Source organism: Capnocytophaga sp. oral taxon 863 str. F0517 (genome assembly GCF_000466425.1).
GTDB lineage: Bacteria > Bacteroidota > Bacteroidia > Flavobacteriales > Flavobacteriaceae > Capnocytophaga.
On the sequence record NZ_KE992094.1, the window covers coordinates 19,678 to 43,167 of the forward strand.

19 protein-coding genes and 1 tRNA gene are annotated in these 23,490 nt (G+C 39.6%); 7 read left to right on the plus strand and 13 right to left on the minus strand.

All coding sequences use genetic code 11. The features are described 5' to 3' along the window. Nucleotides 1–9 precede the first annotated feature (9 nt). The 3 genes from gap to pncB are packed head-to-tail and all read right to left on the minus strand — an operon-like array spanning nt 10 to nt 2,431. On the minus strand, nt 10–1,011 hold the full coding sequence (gene gap / locus HMPREF1551_RS02495) for a type I glyceraldehyde-3-phosphate dehydrogenase (protein WP_021627449.1): 1,002 nt from the start codon (nt 1,009–1,011) through the stop codon (nt 10–12). Between the two features lie 36 nt (nt 1,012–1,047). Next, the gene (locus HMPREF1551_RS02500) at nt 1,048–1,239 is read right to left on the minus strand and encodes a hypothetical protein (protein ID WP_021627450.1); all 192 of its coding nucleotides are present in this window, start codon (nt 1,237–1,239) and stop codon (nt 1,048–1,050) included. Between the two features lie 4 nt (nt 1,240–1,243). Then, entirely contained in the window at nt 1,244–2,431 is a 1,188-nt protein-coding gene (gene pncB, locus HMPREF1551_RS02505; protein WP_021627451.1) for a nicotinate phosphoribosyltransferase, read from the minus strand. A 224-nt stretch (nt 2,432–2,655) separates the two neighbouring features. Here pncB and HMPREF1551_RS02510 point away from each other — a divergent pair. Then, nucleotides 2,656–2,740: transfer RNA gene (locus HMPREF1551_RS02510), tRNA-Ser, on the plus strand. Between the two features lie 144 nt (nt 2,741–2,884). On the opposite strand, the gene HMPREF1551_RS02515 is transcribed toward HMPREF1551_RS02510, so the two are convergent. From HMPREF1551_RS02515 to HMPREF1551_RS02540, 6 genes are all read right to left on the minus strand, one after another. After that, nucleotides 2,885–4,144: a tetratricopeptide repeat protein gene (locus tag HMPREF1551_RS02515; protein ID WP_021627452.1), complete on the minus strand. Its 1,260-nt coding sequence runs from the start codon at nt 4,142–4,144 to the stop codon at nt 2,885–2,887. A gap of 34 nt (nt 4,145–4,178) precedes the next feature. Next, a complete protein-coding gene (gene gyrA, locus HMPREF1551_RS02520; protein ID WP_021627453.1) occupies nt 4,179–6,695 on the minus strand; it encodes a DNA gyrase subunit A in 2,517 nt (838 codons plus the stop codon). Nucleotides 6,696–6,852: 157 nt separating this feature from the next. After that, a complete protein-coding gene (locus tag HMPREF1551_RS02525; protein WP_021627454.1) occupies nt 6,853–8,109 on the minus strand; it encodes an aspartate kinase in 1,257 nt (418 codons plus the stop codon). A 76-nt stretch (nt 8,110–8,185) separates the two neighbouring features. Further along, a complete protein-coding gene (gene dnaN, locus HMPREF1551_RS02530) occupies nt 8,186–9,316 on the minus strand; it encodes a DNA polymerase III subunit beta (RefSeq protein WP_021627455.1) in 1,131 nt (376 codons plus the stop codon). A 75-nt stretch (nt 9,317–9,391) separates the two neighbouring features. Next, nucleotides 9,392–11,053 carry a gliding motility-associated ABC transporter substrate-binding protein GldG gene (gene gldG, locus HMPREF1551_RS02535; RefSeq protein ID WP_021627456.1) on the minus strand — a complete coding sequence of 554 codons (1,662 nt, stop codon included), beginning with the start codon at nt 11,051–11,053 and terminating at the stop codon, nt 9,392–9,394. After that, nucleotides 11,050–11,769, minus strand: a complete 720-nt coding sequence (locus HMPREF1551_RS02540) for an ABC transporter permease subunit (protein ID WP_021627457.1) — start codon at nt 11,767–11,769, stop codon at nt 11,050–11,052. The genes gldG and HMPREF1551_RS02540 overlap by 4 nt, the downstream gene beginning before the upstream one ends. Nucleotides 11,770–11,937: 168 nt before the next feature. Between HMPREF1551_RS02540 and HMPREF1551_RS02545 the strand changes: the two genes are divergently transcribed. Genes HMPREF1551_RS02545 through HMPREF1551_RS02555 form a run of 3 tightly spaced genes read left to right on the plus strand, consistent with a single transcriptional unit; the run spans nt 11,938 to nt 14,765 of the window. Further along, the gene (locus HMPREF1551_RS02545) at nt 11,938–12,579 is read left to right on the plus strand and encodes a LolA family protein (RefSeq protein WP_021627459.1); all 642 of its coding nucleotides are present in this window, start codon (nt 11,938–11,940) and stop codon (nt 12,577–12,579) included. A 25-nt stretch (nt 12,580–12,604) separates the two neighbouring features. Beyond that, nucleotides 12,605–14,035: an LptF/LptG family permease gene (locus HMPREF1551_RS02550; RefSeq protein ID WP_021627460.1), complete on the plus strand. Its 1,431-nt coding sequence runs from the start codon at nt 12,605–12,607 to the stop codon at nt 14,033–14,035. A 19-nt stretch (nt 14,036–14,054) separates the two neighbouring features. Next, nucleotides 14,055–14,765 (plus strand): class I SAM-dependent methyltransferase, encoded by a 711-nt coding sequence (locus HMPREF1551_RS02555; RefSeq protein WP_021627461.1) that lies wholly within the window; start codon nt 14,055–14,057, stop codon nt 14,763–14,765. Nucleotide 14,766: 1 nt separating this feature from the next. Here the strand turns inward: HMPREF1551_RS02555 and HMPREF1551_RS02560 are convergent, their stop codons facing one another. The 4 genes from HMPREF1551_RS02560 to HMPREF1551_RS02575 all read right to left on the minus strand — a co-directional run bounded on the left by HMPREF1551_RS02560 (nt 14,767) and on the right by HMPREF1551_RS02575 (nt 19,393). Next, nucleotides 14,767–15,939: a class I SAM-dependent RNA methyltransferase gene (locus tag HMPREF1551_RS02560; protein WP_021627462.1), complete on the minus strand. Its 1,173-nt coding sequence runs from the start codon at nt 15,937–15,939 to the stop codon at nt 14,767–14,769. A gap of 32 nt (nt 15,940–15,971) precedes the next feature. Further along, nucleotides 15,972–17,132 carry a porin gene (locus tag HMPREF1551_RS02565; RefSeq protein ID WP_021627463.1) on the minus strand — a complete coding sequence of 387 codons (1,161 nt, stop codon included), beginning with the start codon at nt 17,130–17,132 and terminating at the stop codon, nt 15,972–15,974. A 36-nt stretch (nt 17,133–17,168) separates the two neighbouring features. Then, entirely contained in the window at nt 17,169–18,341 is a 1,173-nt protein-coding gene (locus tag HMPREF1551_RS02570) for a porin (RefSeq protein ID WP_021627464.1), read from the minus strand. A 230-nt stretch (nt 18,342–18,571) separates the two neighbouring features. Continuing rightward, the gene (locus HMPREF1551_RS02575; RefSeq protein ID WP_021627465.1) at nt 18,572–19,393 is read right to left on the minus strand and encodes a universal stress protein; all 822 of its coding nucleotides are present in this window, start codon (nt 19,391–19,393) and stop codon (nt 18,572–18,574) included. Nucleotides 19,394–19,649: 256 nt separating this feature from the next. Here HMPREF1551_RS02575 and HMPREF1551_RS02585 point away from each other — a divergent pair, with 256 nt between their 5' ends. The 3 genes from HMPREF1551_RS02585 (at nt 19,650) to aat (ending at nt 23,489) form a co-directional block, all read left to right on the plus strand. Then, nucleotides 19,650–20,753 (plus strand): formimidoylglutamase, encoded by a 1,104-nt coding sequence (locus HMPREF1551_RS02585; protein ID WP_021627467.1) that lies wholly within the window; start codon nt 19,650–19,652, stop codon nt 20,751–20,753. A gap of 75 nt (nt 20,754–20,828) precedes the next feature. Then, the gene (locus tag HMPREF1551_RS02590) at nt 20,829–22,760 is read left to right on the plus strand and encodes a putative porin (protein ID WP_021627468.1); all 1,932 of its coding nucleotides are present in this window, start codon (nt 20,829–20,831) and stop codon (nt 22,758–22,760) included. A 48-nt stretch (nt 22,761–22,808) separates the two neighbouring features. Next, nucleotides 22,809–23,489, plus strand: coding sequence for a leucyl/phenylalanyl-tRNA--protein transferase (gene aat, locus HMPREF1551_RS02595; RefSeq protein ID WP_021627469.1), 681 nt, complete (start codon nt 22,809–22,811; stop codon nt 23,487–23,489). Nucleotide 23,490: the final 1 nt, after the last annotated feature.

Consider the following 23,490-nt stretch of genomic DNA (forward strand, 5'->3'; position numbering starts at 1 on the left):
TTTTACAGATTAAAGGGAAGCTACATGCTGAGCGAGATCCACTAATTTGTTGGAGTAACCTGCTTCGTTATCATACCAAGAAACAACTTTGAAGAAGTGGTCGTTGAGTTCGATACCAGCTTTGGCATCATAGATAGAAGTATTGGTACAACCTACAAAGTCTTGAGAAACAACGAGCTCATCGGTATAAGCTAAGATATTTTTAAGTTCTCCTTCGGAGGCTTTTTTCATAGCTTCGTTGATTTCTTTAAGAGAAGTAGCTTTCTTTGTTTTTACAGTTAAGTCCACTACAGAAACGTCGGCTGTAGGCACGCGGAAGGCCATACCGGTAAGTTTTCCATTAAGTTCAGGGATTACTTTACCTACTGCCTTAGCAGCCCCTGTAGAAGAAGGAATGATGTTGATAAGGGCAGAACGTCCTCCTCTCCAGTCCTTTTTAGAAGGGCCATCTACTGTAAGCTGAGTAGCGGTGGTAGCATGTACGGTGGTCATAAGCGCCTCGTCAATACCGAAGTTATCGTTGATAACCTTGGCGATAGGAGCCAAACAGTTGGTAGTACAAGAAGCGTTGGATACGATTGTATCGGTAGGTTTTACGCTCTTGTGGTTTACCCCCATTACAAACATAGGAGCATCCGCAGAAGGTGCAGAGATTACCACTTTCTTAGCACCTGCATTAAGGTGTGCTTGTGCTTTTTCTAAAGTAGTAAAGATACCAGTACATTCGAGTACTACATCAGCCCCAACTTCATTCCATTTGAGGTTATTAGGATCTTTTTCAGCAGTGATGCGAATGGTTTTTCCATCCACTACAAGGTTTCCGTTTTCTGCTTTTACATCCAACGGGAAAGTACCGTGTACAGAATCGTATTTTAGTAAATAAGCGATGTACTCCACATCTTGTAAGTCATTAATACCTACAACTTCTACATTGGCACGTTTTGAAATAGCTCTAAAAGCCAAGCGGCCAATACGTCCGAATCCATTGATTCCAATTTTTAATACTGACATAAAATTTTGTTTTTAATTATTTGTATAATATTTAACTTATTTAGGTTCTTTTGGAGGTATTTTTTTAGAAAGCATATAGATACCTACGACCATCAATACCAACCCAGCCATTAGGATATATTGCTCCTGAAAGAGCCTATATTCCTTTTTGGATTGTAGGTAGAGCAGTAGTGTTCCCAATATCATTAGGGTATAGGCAACTATATTGGTCTTCTTTAGAATACTCATATTTTTAAGAATGGATACGTAACAATTCCTTTGCCAATTCTATCATTCGGGGATCTCCGGTATGCTTGAGAGGTTCATCGGAGAGCTTGACGGTTTTGATCCATTCGCGGTCAGAGGTAAGCACTTCGGTGAGTTTCATTACAATATTCATGGGCTTTAGACCTACATCGTTGGTAAGATTGGTTCCAATTCCAAAAGAGAAGCCTATTTTACCGCGGCAGTATTTGGTAATAGCTTCTACTTTTTCAGGAGTAAGTCCGTCGGAGAAGATGATATATTTGGAAAGGGGATTGATACCGAATTTTTTATAATGTTCTATGGTTTTGTTTGCAAATTCGATAGGGTCACCACTATCGTGGCGTACACCATCAAAAAGTTTGGCAAACTTGGTATCGAACTGCTTGAAAAAGACATCCGTAGTATAAGTATCAGAAAGAGCTACTCCTAAGTCGCCTCTATAGACATCCACCCAATGTTCAAGAGACATGGCATTGGACATCTTAAATCCATATTCAGCAGCATGGAACATGAACCATTCATGTGCATGAGTACCGATGGGTTTTACCTTGTACTTCATAGCAAAATGCACATTGCTTGTTCCGGAGAAGTTATGGCGATGGGACTGTATAAGTGTCTGCATTACTAAGTCATGAGTGCGGTAAGAATGTCGCCTACGAGTGCCAAATTCGGCAAAGATTACATCCAAAGCCTCATAATCATGGATCTTGTGAGAAGTCTTAGCGATGATTTGTTCGTCATTCCAAGCCACCGCTCCTGTGAGCTTGTAATATAATTCACTGATGGTAGCCAAAAGCGGTACTTCCCATAGAATAGTTCGGTACCAATAGCCTTCCACACTTACTTTAAGTTCTGTTCCTTGTTGGGAGATATGTACTTCAGAAGGATCATACCGATAACCTTCTAAGAAATCAATATAAACAGGATTCAGATAAGGACAGGAAGCTTTTAAGAATTCTTTTTCCTCCTTTGATAGCTTAAGTTGCGCCATTTGATTAACAGCTTCTTGCATTGCTTTGGCGAAGCCTTCCGGAAATTCATGCTTTCCACGATTGATGAACTCATAACGACCTTTCACCGCAGGAAATAGCTTTACAACAGCGCACTGCATAGTGAATTTGTAGAAATCATTATCTAAGATAGAAGTAAATATGGGAGGTGTAGCTATTGACATAATTACTAAGAATAAGGGTATCTTTTAAAACCACACAAAGGTAAGAAAAAAAAATAAGAAAACAAAGCTATTTTTCAAATTTATTATAAAAAATCTATAACTAATTGAAATACAGAGCGAAGAAAAATTTTTGATGAAAAAATAGAAAAAAAATCATTTTTTCTTTGTAGAATAAAAAAAAAGTTATACCTTTGCACCCGAATTAAAACAGTGTTTTATTCACTGGAGAAATGGCAGAGCGGTCGAATGCGGCGGTCTTGAAAACCGTTGAGGGTAACACCTCCGGGGGTTCGAATCCCTCTTTCTCCGCAATACATTGATTTTTAAGGTTTAGTAAAAAGGCTTAGGAATATATTCTTAAGCCTTTTGTTTTGTGCTTAAGTGAATCAATAGGATACAAAAAAATACTTTCCCTTATTGGGGAAAGTATTTTCTATAAAAATGATGTGCATTTTATTTTTTCTCAGCAATAGCTCTAATTCTTTTATAGTTGGTTACATCATCTAAAGATAAATAGATGTTGGACAAGTATTCCAATACTACTTTGTTAGGTTCTTTGGCATCATTATTGACATATTCATTGAGCACTTCAGCGGCTTGTCTGTAAAGATTATCTTTTTTAGTCTTTAGCTCGTTGAATTTTTTGATGTCACTGGCTGTATTTCCTAAGGCATTCATAGGGTCTACTAAGGCATCTCCTTCTTTGGCAAAGGTAGTGGCGCAGTTCATAGCTGCGTCGGCATTTTTAGGATCTACCTTGAGCACTTTTTGGAAATATATCCTTGCTTGGTCATTATTTCCCTTTTGGAGGTTTATTACCCCAATATTGTATAGGGCATTGACATTGTCGGGTTGTAGTTCTGTTACTTCTTTGGTCAGGGCTACATATTTGTCTATATTACCCAATTGGTAATATACATTTGCCTCCTGAGTGAGAAGTTCGGCATCCTTAGGGTAGTTCTTTCTTGCAAATTCAAAAGCCTTGATAGCCTCTTCTTTTTTTCCTTGATCTACATAAATATAAGCAATATTGCTGATAATTTCACGTTTTTTGGAAGGCGTTTTCTCCTGAGTAGGGTTGGTATAGTTCCCCGTTTTCATTTTCATGTCACGGATATTCTTATCAGCAGATTTCTCTATCTGTCCGGTTTCTTTGTTTTTAGCCGCATAGAGGGTTTCGGATCCATCGTACTTAAGATCCCTAAGTTCTAAGAAATAGTTCAAAGCCATGTCTTTTTCTTTACCTTGAGAGGCAGATACAGCAGCGTTGTATAGGAAAAGTGTATCCTTAGGGCTGAGACGATATACCTGTTCGAAAGCGATGGCAGCCTGCTTAAAGTCATTATTTTCGTAAGCAGATTGCCCTTTTTCTACAGCAAACTCGGCACCTTTACCCTTAAGTACATCCAATTCTGTAGGGGTTTTTCCACCTACTTTTTTAGCTTCATTGAAAGCGTTGGTTGCTTCGGATAAAGCGTTGATATCGTTGGCTGCAATTGCTTTTTTTAGAGCAATTTCACCTTTTAGGAGGTAATATTCGGCAGAGGATTTTCTATCGTTCAAGGCACTGCTTTTGAGACTCTCTAAAAGCAATTGTGCCTGAGAGAGTTCGTTCTTATCAATTGCCTTTTTTACTTCCTTAAGTTCTTTCTTTTGAGCAAAAGAAACAGCTGAAAAGGCCAAAGCTGTTATTAGTAGCATACTTTTTTTCATGGTAACTATCTGTTTATATTTGACTTATAATTATTTATTCGGTTGGGGTAGGTTCCTGGGTATTTTCACCTTCGGGGAGTTCTTCTTCGTCCTCCTTCATCACCTTGGCTACGGCTGCGATAGAGTCATTTCCTTTGATATTGATCAGGCGCACCCCTTGGGTAGCACGTCCCATCACACGGAGGTCGCTTACAGGAAGGCGGATGGCCATACCGGACTTATTGATAATCATCAGGTCATCCTCCTCTAAGACAGACTTGATAGCCACCAAGTTTCCTGTTTTATCAGTTACAGAAATCGTTTTTACCCCCTTACCGCCACGGTTGGTGATACGATAAACGGCTTCGCCTGTTTCAGGATCATCAATAAAGGTACGTTTTCCATAGCCATTTTCGGAGACAACCAATACGGTTTCCTCCTTAGGGTTCTCGATGGCGATCATACCGATGACTTCATCTTTGTCACTTTCCAGGGAGATACCTCTCACTCCAGAGCCACTACGGCCTACCGCACGTACTTTTTCTTCAGGGAAACGAATAGCCTTACCTGATTTTACGGCAAGCATTACTTGGCTATTGCCAGAGGTAAGACGCGCTTCTAATAGTTCATCATCTTCTTTGATAGTGATGGCTACAATACCATTTTGGCGAGGGCGAGAATATTGCTCCAAGCAGGTCTTTTTGATAACCCCTTTTTTGGTAGCCATAATTACATAATGGCTATTGATATAATCCTGTTCCTTGAGATCATGGGTACAGATGACGGCTTTGACTAAGTCATCGGAGGCAATATTGATAAGGTTTTGGATGGCACGTCCCTTGGTATTCTTTCCCCCTTCAGGAATTTCATATACCCTGAGCCAAAAACACTTTCCTTTTTCGGTAAAGAAGAGCATATATTGGTGGTTGGTTCCCACAAAGAGGTGTTCGATAAAGTCCTTATCTCGGGTAGCCGAGGCCTTTTGCCCTACACCACCACGAGCTTGGGTTTTGTATTCATTGACAGGGGTACGCTTGATATATCCCGCATTGGAAATGGTAATAACGACCTGTTCGTTGGGGATAATATCCTCAATGGAGATATCGCCACCGGCATATTCTATGACAGATTTGCGTTCGTCCCCATATTTGGCTTTTATTTCTAAAAGTTCGTCTTTGATAATCTGGGTACGGCGTTCCTTGTGAGCTAAAATATCTTCTAAATCAATAATTTCAGCTAATTTTTTTTCGTATTCCTCTTTATATCCGATAATATCCAATTCATTGATACTCTGTAATCTAAGGTTTAGGATAGCAGTAGCCTGCATATCAGTAAGCTCAAATTCGGCCATCAAATCAGGTTTTGGAGGTTTGGAATGGCGGATAATAGCAATCGCTCGGTCAAGGGTATCCTCGGTGGCCATGATTTTCATAAGCCCTTCCAAGATATGGATACGCTCTTTTGCTTTCTTAAGCTCATACTGGGTACGCCTGTAGACTACATCATAGCGGTGTTCTACAAAGTGGTATATCAAGTCTTTAAGGTTTAGCTGTTCAGGACGTCCATTGACTAAGGCAATATTATTAACACTAAAGGAAGATTGCAGCGCAGTGTGCTTGAAGAGGTTGTTAAGCACTACATTAGGAATCGCATCTTTCTTAAGTTCATATACGATACGCATCCCACCCTTACCGGTTTGGTCTACAATATCGGCCAAGCCTTCGAGCTTACCCTCCTTGACCAAGTTGGAAGTTTGCTCACGCATGGTTTCAGGATTCACCTGATAAGGAACTTCGGTGACAACGATATAGTCACGGTTATTGATTTCCTCGAAGTGCGCTTTGGCGCGGATAACCACGCGGCCACGGCCTGTTTTAAAAGCCTCACGTACGCCATCATAGCCGTAGATAATCCCTCCGGTAGGGAAGTCCGGTGCCTTGATATACTCCATGAGTTCATCAATGGTAATATCTTGATTGTCAAGATAAGCGATGGTACCATCGACCACTTCCGCAAGGTTGTGAGGAGGCATATTGGTAGCCATCCCTACTGCGATACCGGCAGCCCCATTGACTAATAGGTTGGGGATACGAGTAGGCAAGACGGTAGGCTCCTCAAGAGTATCGTCAAAGTTCAGGGAGTGATCCACTGTTTCTTTGTCGATATCGATGAGCATATCTTCGGCTATTTTGCGCATTCTAGCCTCGGTATAACGCATAGCAGCAGGAGGATCCCCATCTATAGAACCGAAGTTACCTTGCCCATCTACGAGCATATAGCGCATATTCCACCACTGTGCCATACGTACCATGGTATCATATACGGAAGAATCCCCATGAGGGTGGTACTTACCGAGTACTTCCCCGACGATACGAGCCGATTTCTTATGAGTGGTATTGCTACGTACGCCCAATTCAAGCATTCCAAAGAGTACACGACGATGCACAGGCTTCAGTCCATCACGCACATCAGGCAAGGCCCTAGAGACAATTACCGACATTGAATAGTCAATGTAGGCTGTCTTCATCTGGTCTTCTATGTTAATAGGAATGAGTTTTTCTCCTTCAACCATTGTAAAAGTTACTTTTTATTTCAAGGTGCTAATTTACAACCTTTTTTTGAGATAAGAAAATAAAATCAAAAAAATTAGGCTTAAAATACGTTTTTAACGTTTTGTTAATGATTAGTTTTTAGTGGTTAGTATCTAATCACTAAAAACTAACCACTAATCATTGCCTAACGATTTTCTGTTGGGTATGGAGGGCATATTGCTCTAAGAGGACTTCTATGTCGTCGCTAAGGAAGTTGAAGCTATCGGGGAGCGCATGGCGTACTGTATATAGAGTTACCCCTTCTATACAACTGACCTTAAAGCGCTTGCTAAGGTCTTCCAATAGAAGTGGAAGGTTTTTATATTTGTCCTCTATACATAGGTTGAAGCTAATAGCAGAGTTCTGCAGCAGGCTCACCTTTATCTGATAAGTGGCTAAGAGGTTGAAAATAAAGCTGATATTTTCCTCTGCAATGAAAGAAAAATCCAGTGAGGAGAGCGATAATAAGTGTTGGTTTTGCTTACGTATGTAGCAGGGTACTTTTGGGGTTAGTTCTTTCACATCGCACACGGAGCTACCTGGCTGTTCAGGATGTAGAAAAGAACGGACATTCAGAGGAATGTTCATCTTCTGAAGAGGCTGTAGGGTCTTGGGGTGAATGACAGAAGCTCCATAGAAAGCCAGCTCGATAGCCTCTTGATACGGAATTTTCTCAAGCAGTTGGGTATTGGAAAAGAATCGAGGGTCGGCATTGAGCACACCGGCAACATCTTTCCAAATAGTAACATTTTTGGCCTCTAAGCAATAGGCGAAGATAGCCGCAGAATAATCGGATCCTTCTCGGCCAAGTGTAGTGGTAAAGTAATTGGGGTCACTCCCTATAAACCCTTGGGTGATATACATAAGGGAAGGATTGATATTCTCGGTAATATTACGCTTGGTTTCTTCCCAATCCACCTCACCTTCTCGATAGTTGCTATTGGTCTTGACCAGGTTACGAGCGTCGAGCCAGGTATTTCGGATGCCTTTATCATTGAGATAATGGCTAATGATATGGGTAGAGATTAGCTCACCGAAGCTCACAATCTGATCATATACAAAGCTATGCTTTGGAGATCTGTTTCTTTCTAAGAAGGAAACAATCTCCCCGAAGAGTCCGTCTATTTTCCAATAGATAGGGTGATTTTTGTTGTCAAATAACTCATTAATAATCTGATAATGAAAGTCTTTTACCTTTTGTAAACTTTCGTTCAAGGCATTTTTATCTTCTTCAAAATAATGAGTTACGACCTCCTCCAAGGCATTGGTTGTTTTGCCCATAGCGGAGATGACAATGAGGATATTCTTATCGGTTGTATTCTCAAGGATGGAGGCTACATTGCGTACACTTTGTGCGTCCTTAACGGAAGCACCTCCGAATTTGTAAATTTGCATAAGAGAAAAGGTTAGGTTAGAGATGTAAAAAAGCCATCTTCAGGAGATAGCTTTTCGATTCGATAGGGAATTGATATTAGACATTTTCATTAGAAAGCATCGTAGGCATTACGAGCATATATATTTTCTCACCTTCGTCCAAGCCATCGGCAGGAGTTAGGATACCTGGTCGATTGGAATAGGACATCTCAAGGAGGATATCTTCAGAGGAAAGGTTGCTGAGCATTTCCATAAAGAATTTAGAATTGAACCCTATTTCCATATCATCACCCTCATAGTTGCAAGGGATGGTCTCGTTGGCACGATTGTTATACTCTATATCTTCGGCGAAGATTTGTAAAGAGTTACCGGTAATCTTCACGCGCATTTGGTGAGTGGCTTTGCTAGCAAAGTTAGAGATACGCTTGGTAGAGTTGAGCAATAAGGTACGGTTAACAATCAGCTTATTGGGGTTTTCCTTTGGAATTACCGCCTCATAGTTAGGGTAAGTACCATCTATCAGACGACAAACATAGTCCAATTGGTCGAAAGAGAACTTAGCATTACTTTCGTTGTATTCGATAGTTACTTGAGTTTCGCTTTGGGAGAGGATCCCCTTGAGAAGGTTTAGCGGTTTTTTAGGAATAACGAAGGCAGCAGGTTGTTCGGATTTTATATCTTGGCGTTCATATTTTACCAACTTGTGTGCATCGGTAGCGGCGAAGATAAGTGCTTCTTCTGTAAAATTGAAAAAGACCCCATTCATAATAGGGCGCAAATCATCATTTCCAGTAGCGAAGAAAGTACTTTGTATCGCTGTAGCTAAGATATCCCCTCTTAATGTTACACGATTGGCATTTTCTATTTCCACTACAGTAGGGAACTCTTGACTATCTAAGTAAGCGAGGGTATATTTTCCATTATTGGAGACAATATCTATAGTATTGTTGTCATTGATGGTAAAGGTAAGCGCCTGTTCGGCAGTAAAGGTCTTGAGGGTATCGATCAAGATCTTATAAGGAACCACGATACTGGCTGTATCAGTACTTTCTACCTCTATAACCCCTTTGATAGTAGTTTCTAAGTCAGAAGCTGATACAGTTAGTTTGTTTTCAGATAATTCGAATAAGAAATTCTCTAAGATAGACATGGTGTTATTACTATTAATCACACCACCTATGATTTGGAGTTTCTTTAATAGATACGAACTAGATACGATGAATCTCATGATGCTTTGTATGCGTTAAAAAATAAGTGCAAAGATATTCCAAAAAAAGGGAACTATAAAATTTTTGACTAAACATTAAGAATATTGTCTTCTGTACCATCCTCTCACCACTAATCCCAATAGGATAAGTGTAGTCAGAGGTATGATAAAGGATATTGATTTCCAGTAAGTTGTGTCCTTTTCTATTGTTTTTTTATCTAAGAAAGGTAGGGAAACCTTTTTGTTGCGCAAGCTTAGGAAATCGGTATCGTCCAGAAGGTAATTGACACAATTCTGTAGGAAGGCCTTGTTATCAAAATATTGGTTAGTCCATTTGTCATACCCCAATTCTAAAGGCTCTCCCTGCTGAAGGTCATTTCGGATAATGTCTCCATCGGAGATGACAATCATTTTGTTAGGAGGGCTTTGGTCTTTGTTTTCGAGCTGCTCAATAGGCTTCACCCTATTTTTGAAAGCCGAAGTAAAGCTCCCTTCTAAGAGGACTGCCACAGGGAAATTCCCTTTGTCATATCCTTCGGTTGTTTTTTCAGGAAAATCAAGGACAATCTCCTTAGGAGTACCCTCGAGTTTGGATAGGGGAGAGGAGGAAAGTAGCACGGATTTTTTGATGCCATTGCTAAGGGTATCGATACTGCTGACAAACTGGAGGCGAATACCATCCAAATTCTTATTAATCATGTGATTATTGGCCGAAAGAATCATAGGGGAGTATACCCAAGGGATGGGTGTATACTGGGTCTGGCTACCGCTACCTTGCGCAACAACAATCTGGGTAAAATACCAATCGTTAATCAGGTCATAATTCAGGCGTACTCCATACTTGAAGAGCATATCGACCAAGTTAAGGTCTTGAGGCATAGCCATAGTACGTCCTTTCTGTCGGAAAAGCTCATCCATAGATGCCGCAACAGGATCTAAGAGCCAAAGAACACGCCCTCCGTTCATGATATACTGATCAAGAACCTGTTTTTGCTCATCGGTAAAGGCAACTGTAGGCTTGGCAATAATACAAAGCTGGAAGGTAGAGAGCTGCTTGAGAGTCTTTTGAGGGGCAGTGGCTACAGAGTCTAAAACAAAAGGAGCTAAGTGATAGTAATTCTGCTCCAAGCGTAAAAAGTCCGCTATCTCCACATCGGGTAGGGTACCATTGCTTCTGATGACGGCAATACTCTTTTGCTTCTCCAAGAGTAGCTTGTAGAGCGCATCGGAGAAGGCATATTCTAAATTTTGTACGGAGAACTGTATTTTTTCTTGGGTAGAAGCCCCTAATTTGTTACGCAATAGGGAAACACGCTCCTGCCTATCCCCCATGGTGAGGATTGCCCAAGGGAGGATGTATTCCTCGGAGGTTCTTCCCCCTTGAGAAGAAGTAATCATAAGTGGGGTGAATCCCTGCATACTAAGCGCCTGTAATTGGCTATTGTCCTCCTTTCCCTCCAAGGGGTTGATAAAATCAAAATGGATGTTTCTATTGGCAGCTCTATACTCCTCCAATAATTGGAGGGTTTCGGTCTGCAATCGCTTGTATTCGGTGGGTATATTTCCCTTGAGCAAGACCTTAATACCTATAGGAGTTTTGATGCGCTTGAGCAGTTGTAAGGTAGTAGGGGATAGGGTATAGCGCTTGTCGGAGGTGAGGTCGAATCGCTTATATACCACTTGACTTGCTCCGATGATGATCCCTAAGATAAGCACTAATAGAGAAATGGATAGAAGTATTTTTTTTATAGATTTCATTTTTTTTCTCTCTGTAAGGATAGTTGGGTTAAGTATAAGAAAAAGAAGGTAATAGAGGCGAAGTAGACTATATTTCTCGTATCAATCACCCCGCGGCTCATGTCTTCAAAATGAATTTTGAAGCCAAAGGAAAAAAGAGTTCCCTCGGTGAAGAAACCTAAGAGTTCGTCCAGCCCAAAGAACAAGAAAAAATTCAAAAAAGTAGCCACCACAAAGGCTATAATTTGGTTCTGACTCATCGCAGAGGCGAACATACCTACAGCTGCAAAGGTAGCCCCTAAGAGTAATAAGGCAATGTAAGAGCCTGTGGTACTGGCTATATCCATATTTCCCTTAGGAGCCCCTAAGTTCCACACCATATATACATATACAGCTGAAAAGGTAATAAGGATAAGTAAGATAAAAATCAATGAAAGATACTTCGCCCATACGATCTTCCAAATACTAATAGGATATGTAAAAAGCAATGGGAGCATACCACTGCGTTTTTCCTCGGAAATAATACGCATCGTAAGAGCGGGGACAAGGAATACCAATATCCAGGCCGCTAAAAGAAAGAAAGGATGCAAAGAGGCAAAGCCACTTTCCCAAATATTATAATCTCCGGATAAAACCCATAAGAATAGGCTACAGAAAAGCATGAAAGCTCCTATGACTACATAGCCTATCGCAGAGGTGAAGAAGTAACGAATTTCTTTTTTGAATAAAGCCTTCATTTTTGATTAGAAATCTTGTAAATTGGGGTCAAAATTACAATTATTTTTTTGACTAACCAAAAAAATAGTTTTGAATTTTGAGTGATTCCCCTCTAAGAGCAAAAGGCAACCTATTAGAAAATTTGGCACAATTATTGCTATATATAAGGCCATTTACAATTCCTAAAAATGAAAAGAATATTTGTATTAGTTTTTGCTTTTGTAGCCACCTTTTCGCATGCTCAAAATGCCAATAAGGCTAAGGCACTCTTGGATGAAGTATATAAGAAAGTAACTTCTTATGATAATATTTATATTGATTTTCGCTATTCTTTTGAGAATGCTAAAGAGCGTATCAAGCAGGATACCCGAGGCGATGTCACCCTAAGCGGACAGAAATATTTGCTTAACTATATGGGAGTTACTAAAATCTTTGATGGGAAAAAAATATATACAATCGTTCCAGAGAATGAGGAAGTAACTATAGAGGATACAGAAAACAAGGACGATCAGATGATTAAGCCCTCTGAGATGCTCACTTTTTACAAAAAAGATTTCTCCTATAAGTGGGATATTGTTCAGCAAGTGAAGGGGCGTAAAATACAATATATAGAACTGAAACCGACCAAAATATCATCGGATATAAAACTCATTCTACTAGGGATCGATACCACTACCAAACATATCTATAACCTGATACAAGTAGGTAAAAATGAAGCCAAAACAACTATCACCATCAATGAGTTCAAAACCAATCAGCCCCTTAGTGGGAATGACTTTACTTTCAATGAGGCTAAATACAAGAAATTAGGCTATTATATTAATAAATAAGTCATCAGAGGCAAGGAATTCACCTATGAAAGTACTGGATCGCTACCTACTATCTCGCTTTATCTATAATTTTATAGCATCTTTACTGATTATTACGCTTATCTTTGTTTTCCAAACCATTTGGTTGTATATAGATGAGTTGGTTGGTAAGGGGCTCAGTATCTTTGTGGTAATAAAATTTATTGCATTGATGCTTCCGAACCTTATTCCACTTATCTTGCCCCTTACGGTGGTACTTTCCTCCATCATGACTTTGGGCGCTTTGGGAGAGAGCTATGAGCTGGCAGCGATGAAGGCCTCAGGCGTGTCTTTGCTAAGGGCGTCGCGTACGCTTATCATCTTTATGTTACTGCTCAGTATAGGGGTATTCTTTACTTTTAACAACCTCCAACCTTGGTCTAATAGAAAAGTGGTAGCTCTACGTGAAAGTATTAAGAACAAGCAACCTTCGCTGGCCATAAGCCAAGGAATTTTCAATAATGTACAGAATTTTTCAATCAAAGTAGGTAAGAAAACAGGAGAAAATGGAGAATATCTTCACGATATAGTAATTCATAAAATAAATGCCAGCGAACAGAGCCGTACGGTTATAAAAGCAAAAAACGGCACACTCTCTGGACATAAGAAGGGTTCCGATGTGCTACAACTTATCCTAAAGGATGGCTCCTATTATGAAGATGTGGAAAGCAAAGATGAATCTACCTTTCCCTTTGTAAAGGCTAAGTTCCAAACTCACGTTCTCAATATAGATATTAGTTCGCTTAACGCAGATATCAATTATAATGAAAATGCAGAGAAAGATTACTATAGAACTATGAATATCTCTCAACTATCCTATACCTTGGACTCTCTCGTTCAGGGTTACCGACAAGAGACAAGGGATTTTGGAGAGAATTTCTATAGGCGTACAGGTATAAATTATATTAGTGAGGGGCATCTTAGAGATACACTTGTGACATCTCAGATTAAAACAATAGAAGAGGTGGTAGATAAGTATAAAAAAGAGGGGCAGCTAACTCAAATATATAGCTTAGCCAAAGATAATATAGCCTCCTTGATCAATAATATAGAGAATAATGAAGAGAATACAACTTATCAGCAGAAACTCATCAATGTATATCGGCTTACCCTGAGTGACAAAATAGCTTTGGCTATTACTTGCTTTGTTCTTTTCTTTGTAGCAGCTCCTTTGGGAGCCATTATCCGCAAAGGAGGGGTAGGTCTTCCCTTGGTAGTGGCTATAGGATTATTCTTAGCTTACTATTTTTCAGGCTTACTTACCAAGAATATGGCTACCAATGGAAATATAAATCCTTATATAGCCCCTTGGATTCCTACTTTTTTCCTATTGCCCTTAGGGATATATCTTACGCTATTGGTCAATGAAGACAAGCCAATAGGTAATTTTGGAGAGTTATTCTACAGAGTAAGGAAGTTTTTTAGCAAGGGAGCATAACTTTTAAAAATCAATTCAAATGTCAGATTTGTTAGGCCGTTCTCTCTTAGATTATCAGAAAGGAGATCGCTCGGAGGATATGTATGTAGAGACGAATATCTCAGAGCAAGAGTATCTTTTTCGCTCTCATTTTTTTCGCTCTTTTTCTCAGATGATTCCCTTGGAGCAGCAAGCCCTTGCTATGGCTCAGGGGAAGGTATTGGATGTAGGAGCGGGGACAGGTTCTCATGTCCTCTATCTGCAAGAAAAGGGCTTTGAAGTTGTAGCCCTTGATAGCTCGCCATCAGCGATAGAAGTTTGTCGGCTAAGAGGGGTAAAGCAGTGTGTATGTGCTGATGTCTTAGACTATACAGGTAAGTTTGACACGATTCTGATGCTGATGAACGGAATAGGTATTAGCCAAAGGCTTTCTAAAATAGACCTATACTTACAAAAATTGAAATCCTTACTCACTGCTAAGGGGCAGATCTTGGCAACTTCTACGGATATTATCTATATGTTTGACCAAGATGAGGATGGAGGATATATCGTTCCAATAGCGGAGGGGGCGGATTATTATGGAGAACTTATCTACACTGTCAGCTACAAAGGAGAACAAGAATCCTTTCCTTGGCTTTTTTTGGATTATAACACTTTGCAGAATGCCGCTTTTCACAATGGACTTAGCTGTAAGTTGGTAGCAGAAGGAGATGCCTACAATTATTTGGCAAAGATGCAAATAGGGGAGTGAGTTAGCTCCCCTTATTATATTCTTGGAATTTAGCCTTTTTACTTCCCTCATAGATAGTATAGCAGACCAAGCGACTTTCTAATTTTCCGTTGAAAAGTTTTATCTTTTTAGAAGGGCGCAGGCCTACCGACTTGAGGGCTTCGAGGTTGGAGGTAATCAGCCAGGCTTGTGTATTAGGATACCCTTGCTTGAGGGTGTCGCCTATTTGCTGATAGAAGAGGGTAGGATTGATTTCCAAACGTTCCCCATAGGGAGGATTAAAAGCCATAAAAAGAGGGCGTTCATGCTCTTTTTTAGACTTGAAAAAATCCTGTTGTCGGATAGTTATATATTCCGAGAGACGTGCATTCTTGACATTTTCTTTGGCTTTCATCACCGCAGAAGGTGCTTTGTCATAGCCATAGATCTGATAAGGGAATTCTTTAGCCTTACTTAGCGCACTATCGAAGATAGTTTCGAACAGATCCACCTCATAGTCAGGCCATTTCTCAAAGGCAAACTCTTTGCGATGTAGAGAAGCAGGAATATTACAAGCCATCATGGCAGCCTCCACTAAGAAGGTACCACTTCCACACATAGGGTCTAAGAAATCACTTTGCCCTTCCCACCCACTGAGGGCAAGGATACCAGCGGCAAGTACCTCATTGATGGGAGCTATATTGGTCTGTGTACGATAGCCCCGGTGGTGTAGCGATGCCCCCGAAGTATCCAAGGAGACAATCACTTGGTTATCCTTTTGAATGTGTATAAACAATGGAATATCAGGGTGTAGTGTGTCTATATTAGGTCGTTTCCCATACTGAGCGCGGAACTTATCCACGATGGCATCTTTTGCTCTTAGGGTCATGTATTGGGTATGATTGAAAAGGTCAGTAGCGAGTGTTACCTCCACTGCAAAAGTCTGAGAAGGAGCAAATAAAGTTCCCCAGTCATACTGGTATAGCTTTTGGTAATAATCCTTCTCGTTACGAACTTGGAAAGAATAAATAGGCTTGAGTATTTTCAAGGCAGTCCGTAAGGATAGGTTGGCCTTGTACATGAAGCCTTTATCTCCCGAGAAAGAGACACTTCTTACGCCTTTTTTTACATTCATAGCACCTAAGGTACGCAATTCTTTTTCTAAGATATCTTCAAAACCAAAGAAGGTTTTGGCTACCATGGGAAAATTTTCCATAAGGTTGGGCAAATAATAAAGTTTTATATTAGTTATCGTTTCAGTATAGGTAAGGTATAATACGCCCCAATAGTGAAGCGGTGTAGCTGTTCATCCGGCTTTCTTAAGGCATCATGATAGGTAATGGTATTGCCAACATAGGCCGCATAGAAACGCAAATCCTGTGTCTTGAAAGGGGCATATTGTGCCGCAACAAAATAAATGTAGTTAGTTCTAAGTTGCTCACTTATAGTATTCTTGCTTCCTGTGATTTCTATACCCCCCTTACCGGTAAGGCTCCAATGGTCATTGAGCTGGTAATCATAACGGGAGACCGCACATTTATATACTATATTCTTACGCATCGTAAAGGCACCTTCCCCAAGTCCATCATGAATACTTAGCAGCCTTGAGGAAGTAAGGCCAAAGTCCGCTCCCATATGGGAATAAACCAAGTCCAGATAGGCCGTATGTTGGCCTATTTGCAGTTTGTTTCCTAAAGAGATGGAATGAGTATAATAACTATGGGCGAACTGAGCCATGTTATAGGAATATTTAGTTTTGAACCTACCATCCCAAAAGCTACCATTCCAATAAGCATAGCCTCCTATCGGGAGATCAGAGCTTTGATATCCAGAGGTAGAGAATTGATTGCCCTTTAGATGGTTATCAAAAGTCTGGTTGAGGGTATTGTGTATCTGTATTCCAAAGCTATGTTTAGGATTGATTTTGTAAGAGAGCTGTGCTCCTGCCAAAAAGACATTAGCATATACCCCATTGAGGTAATCGGTGAAGATGTATTCGTATAAGGGGTTGATATCCTTTTCGAAGGAGCCCATTACAGAAAGTTGTTTCCCCAAGGTAGCCTCCCAGGTTCGCTTATGACCAAAGCGATAGGTAATATAAGCATAGTCCAAGGCAGCAGAGCCATTATCCATAGAGGTGGTGGCAAAAGGTTTGTTAAATCGGAAACGCACTCGATATCCAAGCGATTTGTTATAGTCTCCCTGAATATTCAGCCGAGCATTGTCTATTTGGAAATGAGAAGAGGAGTTTTCCTCTCGGCTATGTGTATCCGAGAGGAAGCCTCCTCTAAAATAAAATTCCACTTTTAACTTTTCTGCTGAAATAGGTTCAGTAAGGGTATCTTGTTGGGCAAAGATAGGGATTTGCCCTAAAATACACAAAGCAATGCCTAATTTTATATTTAGCATGATTAAGTTGTTTTAGTTTTCTTTGAGAGATAAAGTCTATTTTTTCTTAAATACAGGCAAAGTATAGTAAGCACCTATGGCAACTCTGTTGTACTGCTCATAAGGCCTATTGAGTTCTTTGCTATAATTAATAGTGTTACCTATATAAGCTCCATAAAAACGGAAATCTTGTGTCTTGAAAGGGGCATATTGTAGCGCAACAAAATAGCTATAGTTTTGCCTAAAATGCTCACTCAATAGGTTTTGACTTCCGGCTAGCTCGAAAGCCAATTTGGCAGAAGCACTCCAGGCATCATTTACTTGGTATTCATAACGAGCGATAGCTCCTTTATAGACAATATTCTTGTACATAATGTATTTGTTTTGCGCTCTATTCTCATATTTGTTAAGTACCTTAGAGGCCACAGTCGCATAGTCCGCCCCCATATGGGAGTACATAAGGTCTAAGTATGCCCAATGCCTTCCTATCTTGAGCTTATGTCCTAAAGAAATGGTGTGGGTATAGTAGTCTTGGGCAAATTGAGCTATATCATAGGAATAGTTGGTCTGTAGCTTCCCATCAAAGTAGGAAGCAATCCAATATACATATCCTCCTATGGGAGCTTTAGAAGACAAATAACCTTCTGTAGATAAGCCATTATTAGAGAGGTGGTCACCAAATTTGGAATTGAGTGTATTATGGCCTTGTAGTCCTACCTTGTGATGCTCATTGAGCTGATACCCTAGCTGTATAGTTGCCAAGAAAGGATTCACGATATAGCTAAGATAATCCCCATAGATATATTCGTACAAGGGATGAATATCCTGTTCATAGGAACCTACCATCGCATAAGCCTTTCCTAATCGCAAGTCCCATTTGCGATCTTTACCAAAATGGTAAGTAAGATAGGCAAAGTCCAAGGCTGCTGAAGCATTGTCCTGCGAATTGGGTGTATAAGGGCGATTCAGACGAAAACGAACTCGATAAGATAGATCTTCATTATAATTCCCATAAATATTGATGCGTGCATCTTCCAAACGGAAGCCAGCAGCTCCTGGAGCCGTATTACTCTTATTAGCAGCAAAGCTACCATTGAAATATAGATCAACATTAGTCGTCTGTGCCGATTCAGGTACTGAAAGGCTGTCCTTCTCTACAGAGAAATGAGTCTCTGCCAATGCGTTCCCTGTGGTGAGAACGGAAAACAAAAGAAATGTAAGTTTTTTCATATATAATTTTTTTTGCAAAAATAATAATTTATTTTTAATAATCAAGGGATAATAATAATAATTTTTTTGTAATATGATTTAATTGTGATAAGAATAGATTTTTTTAACCATATAAGTATTACATGATATTAAAATTAAACATAAAAATACAAAATGTTCTATGCAGTGTAGGCTAGTTACCTACACTGCATAGAAGCATTTCCTTAAAATTAAAAAAATGAAATCGAAAACTATAACTTGATGGTAAGTACTGGTTTTTCAGAATGATTTACAATATCCTCACTAATACTACCGTTGAAGATGTGCATAAGTGCACTTTGCTTGGCTGGGAACATACAGATAAGATCACTCTGATGGTCTTCTGCAAAGTGGATAATACCTTCTTCTATAGAGAAGTCACTATACATATGGATATTGTGAGCGAGTATTTCCTTATGTTCCTTAGAGAAATTATCAATTAACACCTTAATCTCTCTACTGGAGTTAAAATGATAAGGTGTATTGATATACACGAAATCAATCTTAGCATCTAAGCTATTGGCAAAATCAACCGCTTTCTTGAAAGCATTGATATACTTTTGTGAGAAATCGCAAGCGAAGATTAGTTTTTTCACCTGAGAAATATCCGTTTTGTCTTTGATAACTAAAACAGGTACGGAGGAAGTGCGCACTATTTTTTCTGCATTGGAGCCTAAGAAAAGTTCTTTTGATCCTGTAGCTCCTGTGGAGCCCATAACGATAAAGTCAATGGCTTGCTCTTCGAGTAAGTTCTTTACGGCATAGGTAAGAGCGGTCGTTTCCACTACGGTTTTTACACTAATCCCTTTGCTTTCGATCTCCTCTGAGATTTTCTTAACATTAGTACTTGCTTCTTTCATAAAGAAGAGCTCTTCAGGTAGGGCAGAGGTAGACTCGGTAATGAATCGCCTTGGCAATTCTACACAATGTAATAGTACAATGGTAGCCGCTTTTTTCTTAGCCAAGTCCACAGCTACTTCTACGGCATAGTTAGAATGTTCAGAGAAATCAATAGGTACAAGAATGTTTTTCATGGTTTTTGAAGTTTATATGTTAGACAATTATACTTTGTTTTTACGCTGTAAAAATACGTTTTTTCAGGATAAAAAACAAATTTCGCAGGTGAATTTTTATTTTAAAAATATAAAAATAAATTTTAATATAAATAAAAATGAGGGTACTTATTCACAAACTCTCCTAATTTTGTTATAGTACGATTTTTAATATGTATTTTTGCACAAGATTTAATCAGAGGAGTTTTTTCCTTGAGACACCTAATTTTTTAGAATAGTGTTAGACTTTTTATATCCAATAGAAGATTTTTTTGTACAAAAGAGATATATCTCCCAGACCATTGGTGCCAAAATACGCAAACACACCCGTCAGGAGGGCTTACCGGAGCTTGAAGGAGTAAAAGTGGCTCTATTTTCAATCTCTAATAGTGAGAATATACTTAAAAATTCTTTCAGAGAGGGGTTTTATAGTCTGTATTATGGTAATTGGGATATTGAAATAGCCGATTTGGGGAATATTCCGGAGGGAACAACCCAAGAAGATACCTTTATTGCTATCAAAGAGGTGAGCCTTCACCTGCTCAAAAAAGGTATTATACCTATCCTTTTGGCCGATGGGGTGGAATATACCTATGCGCTCTATCGAGCTTTTGATACTATGGAACAGATGGTCAATCTCGCTTGTGTCAATGCCCTTTTTGGCTTTGCAGATGATCATGAGATTTTTGCTGAAGATAGCTATATGAGCCGTATTCTATTGGAGGCACCTGCCTTGTTAAACCATTTTACTAATATAGGTTATCAAACTTATTACAATCCTCAAGAGTCAATAGATTTGCTTCAGAAAATGTTTTTTGAAAGCTATCGATTGGGAGAGGTCACCAGCTATATGGAACAGGTAGAGCCTATCTTGCGCAATACGGATCTGGTGAGTATAGATATGACCTCCGTACAGGCGGCCGATACGGATATGCCTAAGGGCTTTGTTAATGGATTTACCGCTCGGGAGATCTGTACCATAAGCCGCTATGCAGGGCTTAGCTCACAGACTTCGGTGCTGGGGGTATTCAATCCACCCACCTCAGAGAGAGGTAAGATGTTGGTAGGGGAAGTCCTTTGGTACTTCATAGAAGGTATCAATTATCGTATCAAGGAGTTTCCCACCATAGAGGATAAGAATTATACCAAGCATATTGTTCTTTTGGATGATTTTACCATAGAGTTCTATAAAAGTAACCGTACAGGTCGCTGGTGGATACTCCCGAGTGAAACCTCCCAAGGCGCCTTTATGCTCCCCTGTACGGAACGCGATTATCAAAAGGCGCTTGAAGGGATTATTCCTTTGCGATGGTGGAATCTTCACCAAAGATCTTTAAACTAAGTGAATAGTGAAAAATGAAGTGTGAAAAAGTTGCTATAGTAACTATCACTAACCGCTAACAACTAATAAAAAAGTATGCTCAAAAAACTACTTTTCTTTATAGCCCTATCTCTATCCATAGTGGCAATGGCACAGGATAGTATTCGTTTCAAATCGGTAAGACCTCAACCTAAGAAGAAAGATAGTATCACACTTTCTTCACGGGATTACAAATATATTTCCATAGCTCGCGATACTATAGCGATAGATACGACCCTTACCCTAAAGGCTATGTACAGGCAAAATCCTGTAAGAAAAGATATGTTTGCCTACGTACCTTTCCAAAATATGGGACAAACCTATACTACGTTGGCTTATGATTTTAGACATACGATACCTTCCCCAGGGCTAGGGATGCGAGGAAATAGTTTCTATTTCTCCGCAGCAGAGGACATTCTTTATTATAGGGTACCTACCCCTATGACGGAGTTCTCATTCAAGTCTGGACTCTCTCAAGGACAGCTATTGCAGTCTTTCTTTTCGGCCAACCTCTCGAATGAATTTAACTTTTTTATACGCTATAATGCCTTACGTTCCTTGGGAGATTATAAGAATATACTCTCTTCTATAGGAAACTTCTTTGCAGGGTTTTCTTATTTGTCAAAGAATGGTAAGTATTTGGCAATGGGGCATTACGCAAATGAGGAGATAGAACGGCAAGAGAATGGGGGACTTCTGTACCCAGACCAGTTCTATGGAGGAGATAAACAGTTCAGCAATCGAGCGCGACTGGACATAGTCCTTTCGGATGTTACGTCTGAAGAAAACCTAAAGCGTTATTTCATTCAACAACAATATAATTTCCTTAGCCCCTCGCAAGGTGGAGATACAGAAATAATGCTGAAGCATCAGCTAACGTACCAAAGTGAAAATTACTATTATAATCAAAAGGCAGTAGCCCCAAATAGCTTTTTAGGAGAGAGCTTTACCCAAAGTAATCTCCATGATAGGCTCTCTTTGCGGGCGCTTACCAATAAGCTGGGGGCAGCGCTTACCTTGCCTTACTTAGGAAAGACTTTTGTATACGGGAAGAGTTATTTCTATAACTATTTTGCTAAAGGGATTTTCGTGGACGAACAAGGGAATTTTATTCCACATCAGATCAAAGGAACCGACTATGGCTTAGGACTACAATGGAAGAAAGACTATAGAGGATTCCTCATCAAAGCCGAAGGAGAACAGATGCTATTAGGAAAGATATTAGGCACCAAGCTCCAGGGAGATCTTTCCTATAACTTCGATGAACAAAATAAGCTCTTTGCAGGGATTAATATCACCTCCAAGTTGCCAAACTTTAACTTTTTGCTCTATCAAAGTGATTATAAGAATTATAATTGGTATCACTTTGATGATTTTTCTAAGGAAAATATACAAACTATCTACGGAGGGCTCTATACCCAATGGGGGAACTTATCATTGGATATTACGAATATTAACAATTATACCTATTTTGAACTTAAAACCAATATTAATGGAACCAAAAAACAACCCAAACCCCATCAGTACGGCGGGAATATACAATACCTGAAACTCATAGCAGAGAAGGAATTCCGAATAGGTAACTGGGGGCTGGATAACACCCTGATGTATCAGCAAGTACTTCAAGAAGGGCAACATATCTTCAGTGTACCCGCCTTTACTACTCGAAATACACTCTATTTCAGCTCTCATATGTTCCAAAAGGCAATGTATTTGCAGACAGGACTTACCTTTAAGTACTTTACCAACTATTATGCCAATGAGTACAATCCGCTGTTGGCAGATTTTCAAGTACAAACAGATGAAAAGATAGGGAACTATTCAGTAACAGACTTCTTTGTCAATGCCAAAGTAAGAACCATGCGTATCTTCTTTACAGTAGAGCACCTTGAGGCCTTACTCGGTAAGTATAATTACTATGCAGCTCCATCCCAACCTTATCGCGACTGGAAAATTCGCTTAGGTATCATATGGTATTTCTTTAAGTAGAAATATTTCTTTACAAAGACTTTTACACCTCAAAATCTCTTATAATCAATGTACATATTGACCAAAAATCTCTATTTTCCTCCTGTAGAGCAGGCCGACAAAACCGGAATTCTAGCCATAGGAGGAGACCTCTCCATACCCCGACTTATACTGGCCTACAAAAGTGGCATCTTTCCTTGGTATAATGAGGATGAACCTATACTTTGGTGGGCACCTAAGAAGCGTATGGTAGTAATCCCACAACACTATAAGATGCATAAGAGTATGCGCAATATCTTCAATAGAAAGCTATTTACAGTAACATTTGACAAAGATTTCCATCAGGTAATAACCACCTGTAAAGATATTTACCGAAAAGACCAATTAGGCACTTGGATTAGTGATGAGATTGTACAGGCATATACGCAATTGTATGAAATGGGTTTGGCACACTCGGTAGAAGTTTGGCAAAATAAAAAATTGGTAGGAGGCCTCTATGGTGTGGACATAGGTAATGGCATTTTCTGTGGGGAGAGTATGTTTTCTAAAGTATCAAATGCGAGCAAAGTGGCCTTTTACACTCTTTTGGAAGACCTCAAGCAGAAAAAGTATTTGCTGCTGGACTGCCAAGTATATAACGAACATTTGGAAAGCTTGGGAGCTTATGAAATTCTCCGATCCGAATATATGAAATACCTCTTACAAGGGAATATTCTCCTTAGAATTAAAAAAATGAAAGGAACCTTATAAA

Excerpts from the sequence above, each read along its gene's own strand:
- HMPREF1551_RS02570 (WP_021627464.1), bottom strand. The coding sequence starts at position 18,341 with ATGAAAAAACTTACATTTCTTTTGTTTTCCGTTCTCACCACAGGGAAC.
- HMPREF1551_RS02590 (WP_021627468.1), top strand. The coding sequence starts at position 20,829 with ATGCTCAAAAAACTACTTTTCTTTATAGCCCTATCTCTATCCATAGTG.
- HMPREF1551_RS02525 (WP_021627454.1), bottom strand. The coding sequence starts at position 8,109 with ATGCAAATTTACAAATTCGGAGGTGCTTCCGTTAAGGACGCACAAAGT.
- gldG (WP_021627456.1), bottom strand. The coding sequence starts at position 11,053 with ATGAAATCTATAAAAAAAATACTTCTATCCATTTCTCTATTAGTGCTT.
- gap (WP_021627449.1), bottom strand. The coding sequence starts at position 1,011 with ATGTCAGTATTAAAAATTGGAATCAATGGATTCGGACGTATTGGCCGC.
- HMPREF1551_RS02545 (WP_021627459.1), top strand. The coding sequence starts at position 11,938 with ATGAAAAGAATATTTGTATTAGTTTTTGCTTTTGTAGCCACCTTTTCG.
- HMPREF1551_RS02565 (WP_021627463.1), bottom strand. The coding sequence starts at position 17,132 with ATGCTAAATATAAAATTAGGCATTGCTTTGTGTATTTTAGGGCAAATC.
- HMPREF1551_RS02515 (WP_021627452.1), bottom strand. The coding sequence starts at position 4,144 with ATGAAAAAAAGTATGCTACTAATAACAGCTTTGGCCTTTTCAGCTGTT.
- HMPREF1551_RS02575 (WP_021627465.1), bottom strand. The coding sequence starts at position 19,393 with ATGAAAAACATTCTTGTACCTATTGATTTCTCTGAACATTCTAACTAT.
- pncB (WP_021627451.1), bottom strand. The coding sequence starts at position 2,431 with ATGTCAATAGCTACACCTCCCATATTTACTTCTATCTTAGATAATGAT.
- aat (WP_021627469.1), top strand. The coding sequence starts at position 22,809 with ATGTACATATTGACCAAAAATCTCTATTTTCCTCCTGTAGAGCAGGCC.
- HMPREF1551_RS02500 (WP_021627450.1), bottom strand. The coding sequence starts at position 1,239 with ATGAGTATTCTAAAGAAGACCAATATAGTTGCCTATACCCTAATGATA.
- HMPREF1551_RS02550 (WP_021627460.1), top strand. The coding sequence starts at position 12,605 with ATGAAAGTACTGGATCGCTACCTACTATCTCGCTTTATCTATAATTTT.
- HMPREF1551_RS02560 (WP_021627462.1), bottom strand. The coding sequence starts at position 15,939 with ATGGAAAATTTTCCCATGGTAGCCAAAACCTTCTTTGGTTTTGAAGAT.
- HMPREF1551_RS02555 (WP_021627461.1), top strand. The coding sequence starts at position 14,055 with ATGTCAGATTTGTTAGGCCGTTCTCTCTTAGATTATCAGAAAGGAGAT.
- HMPREF1551_RS02540 (WP_021627457.1), bottom strand. The coding sequence starts at position 11,769 with ATGAAGGCTTTATTCAAAAAAGAAATTCGTTACTTCTTCACCTCTGCG.
- dnaN (WP_021627455.1), bottom strand. The coding sequence starts at position 9,316 with ATGAGATTCATCGTATCTAGTTCGTATCTATTAAAGAAACTCCAAATC.
- gyrA (WP_021627453.1), bottom strand. The coding sequence starts at position 6,695 with ATGGTTGAAGGAGAAAAACTCATTCCTATTAACATAGAAGACCAGATG.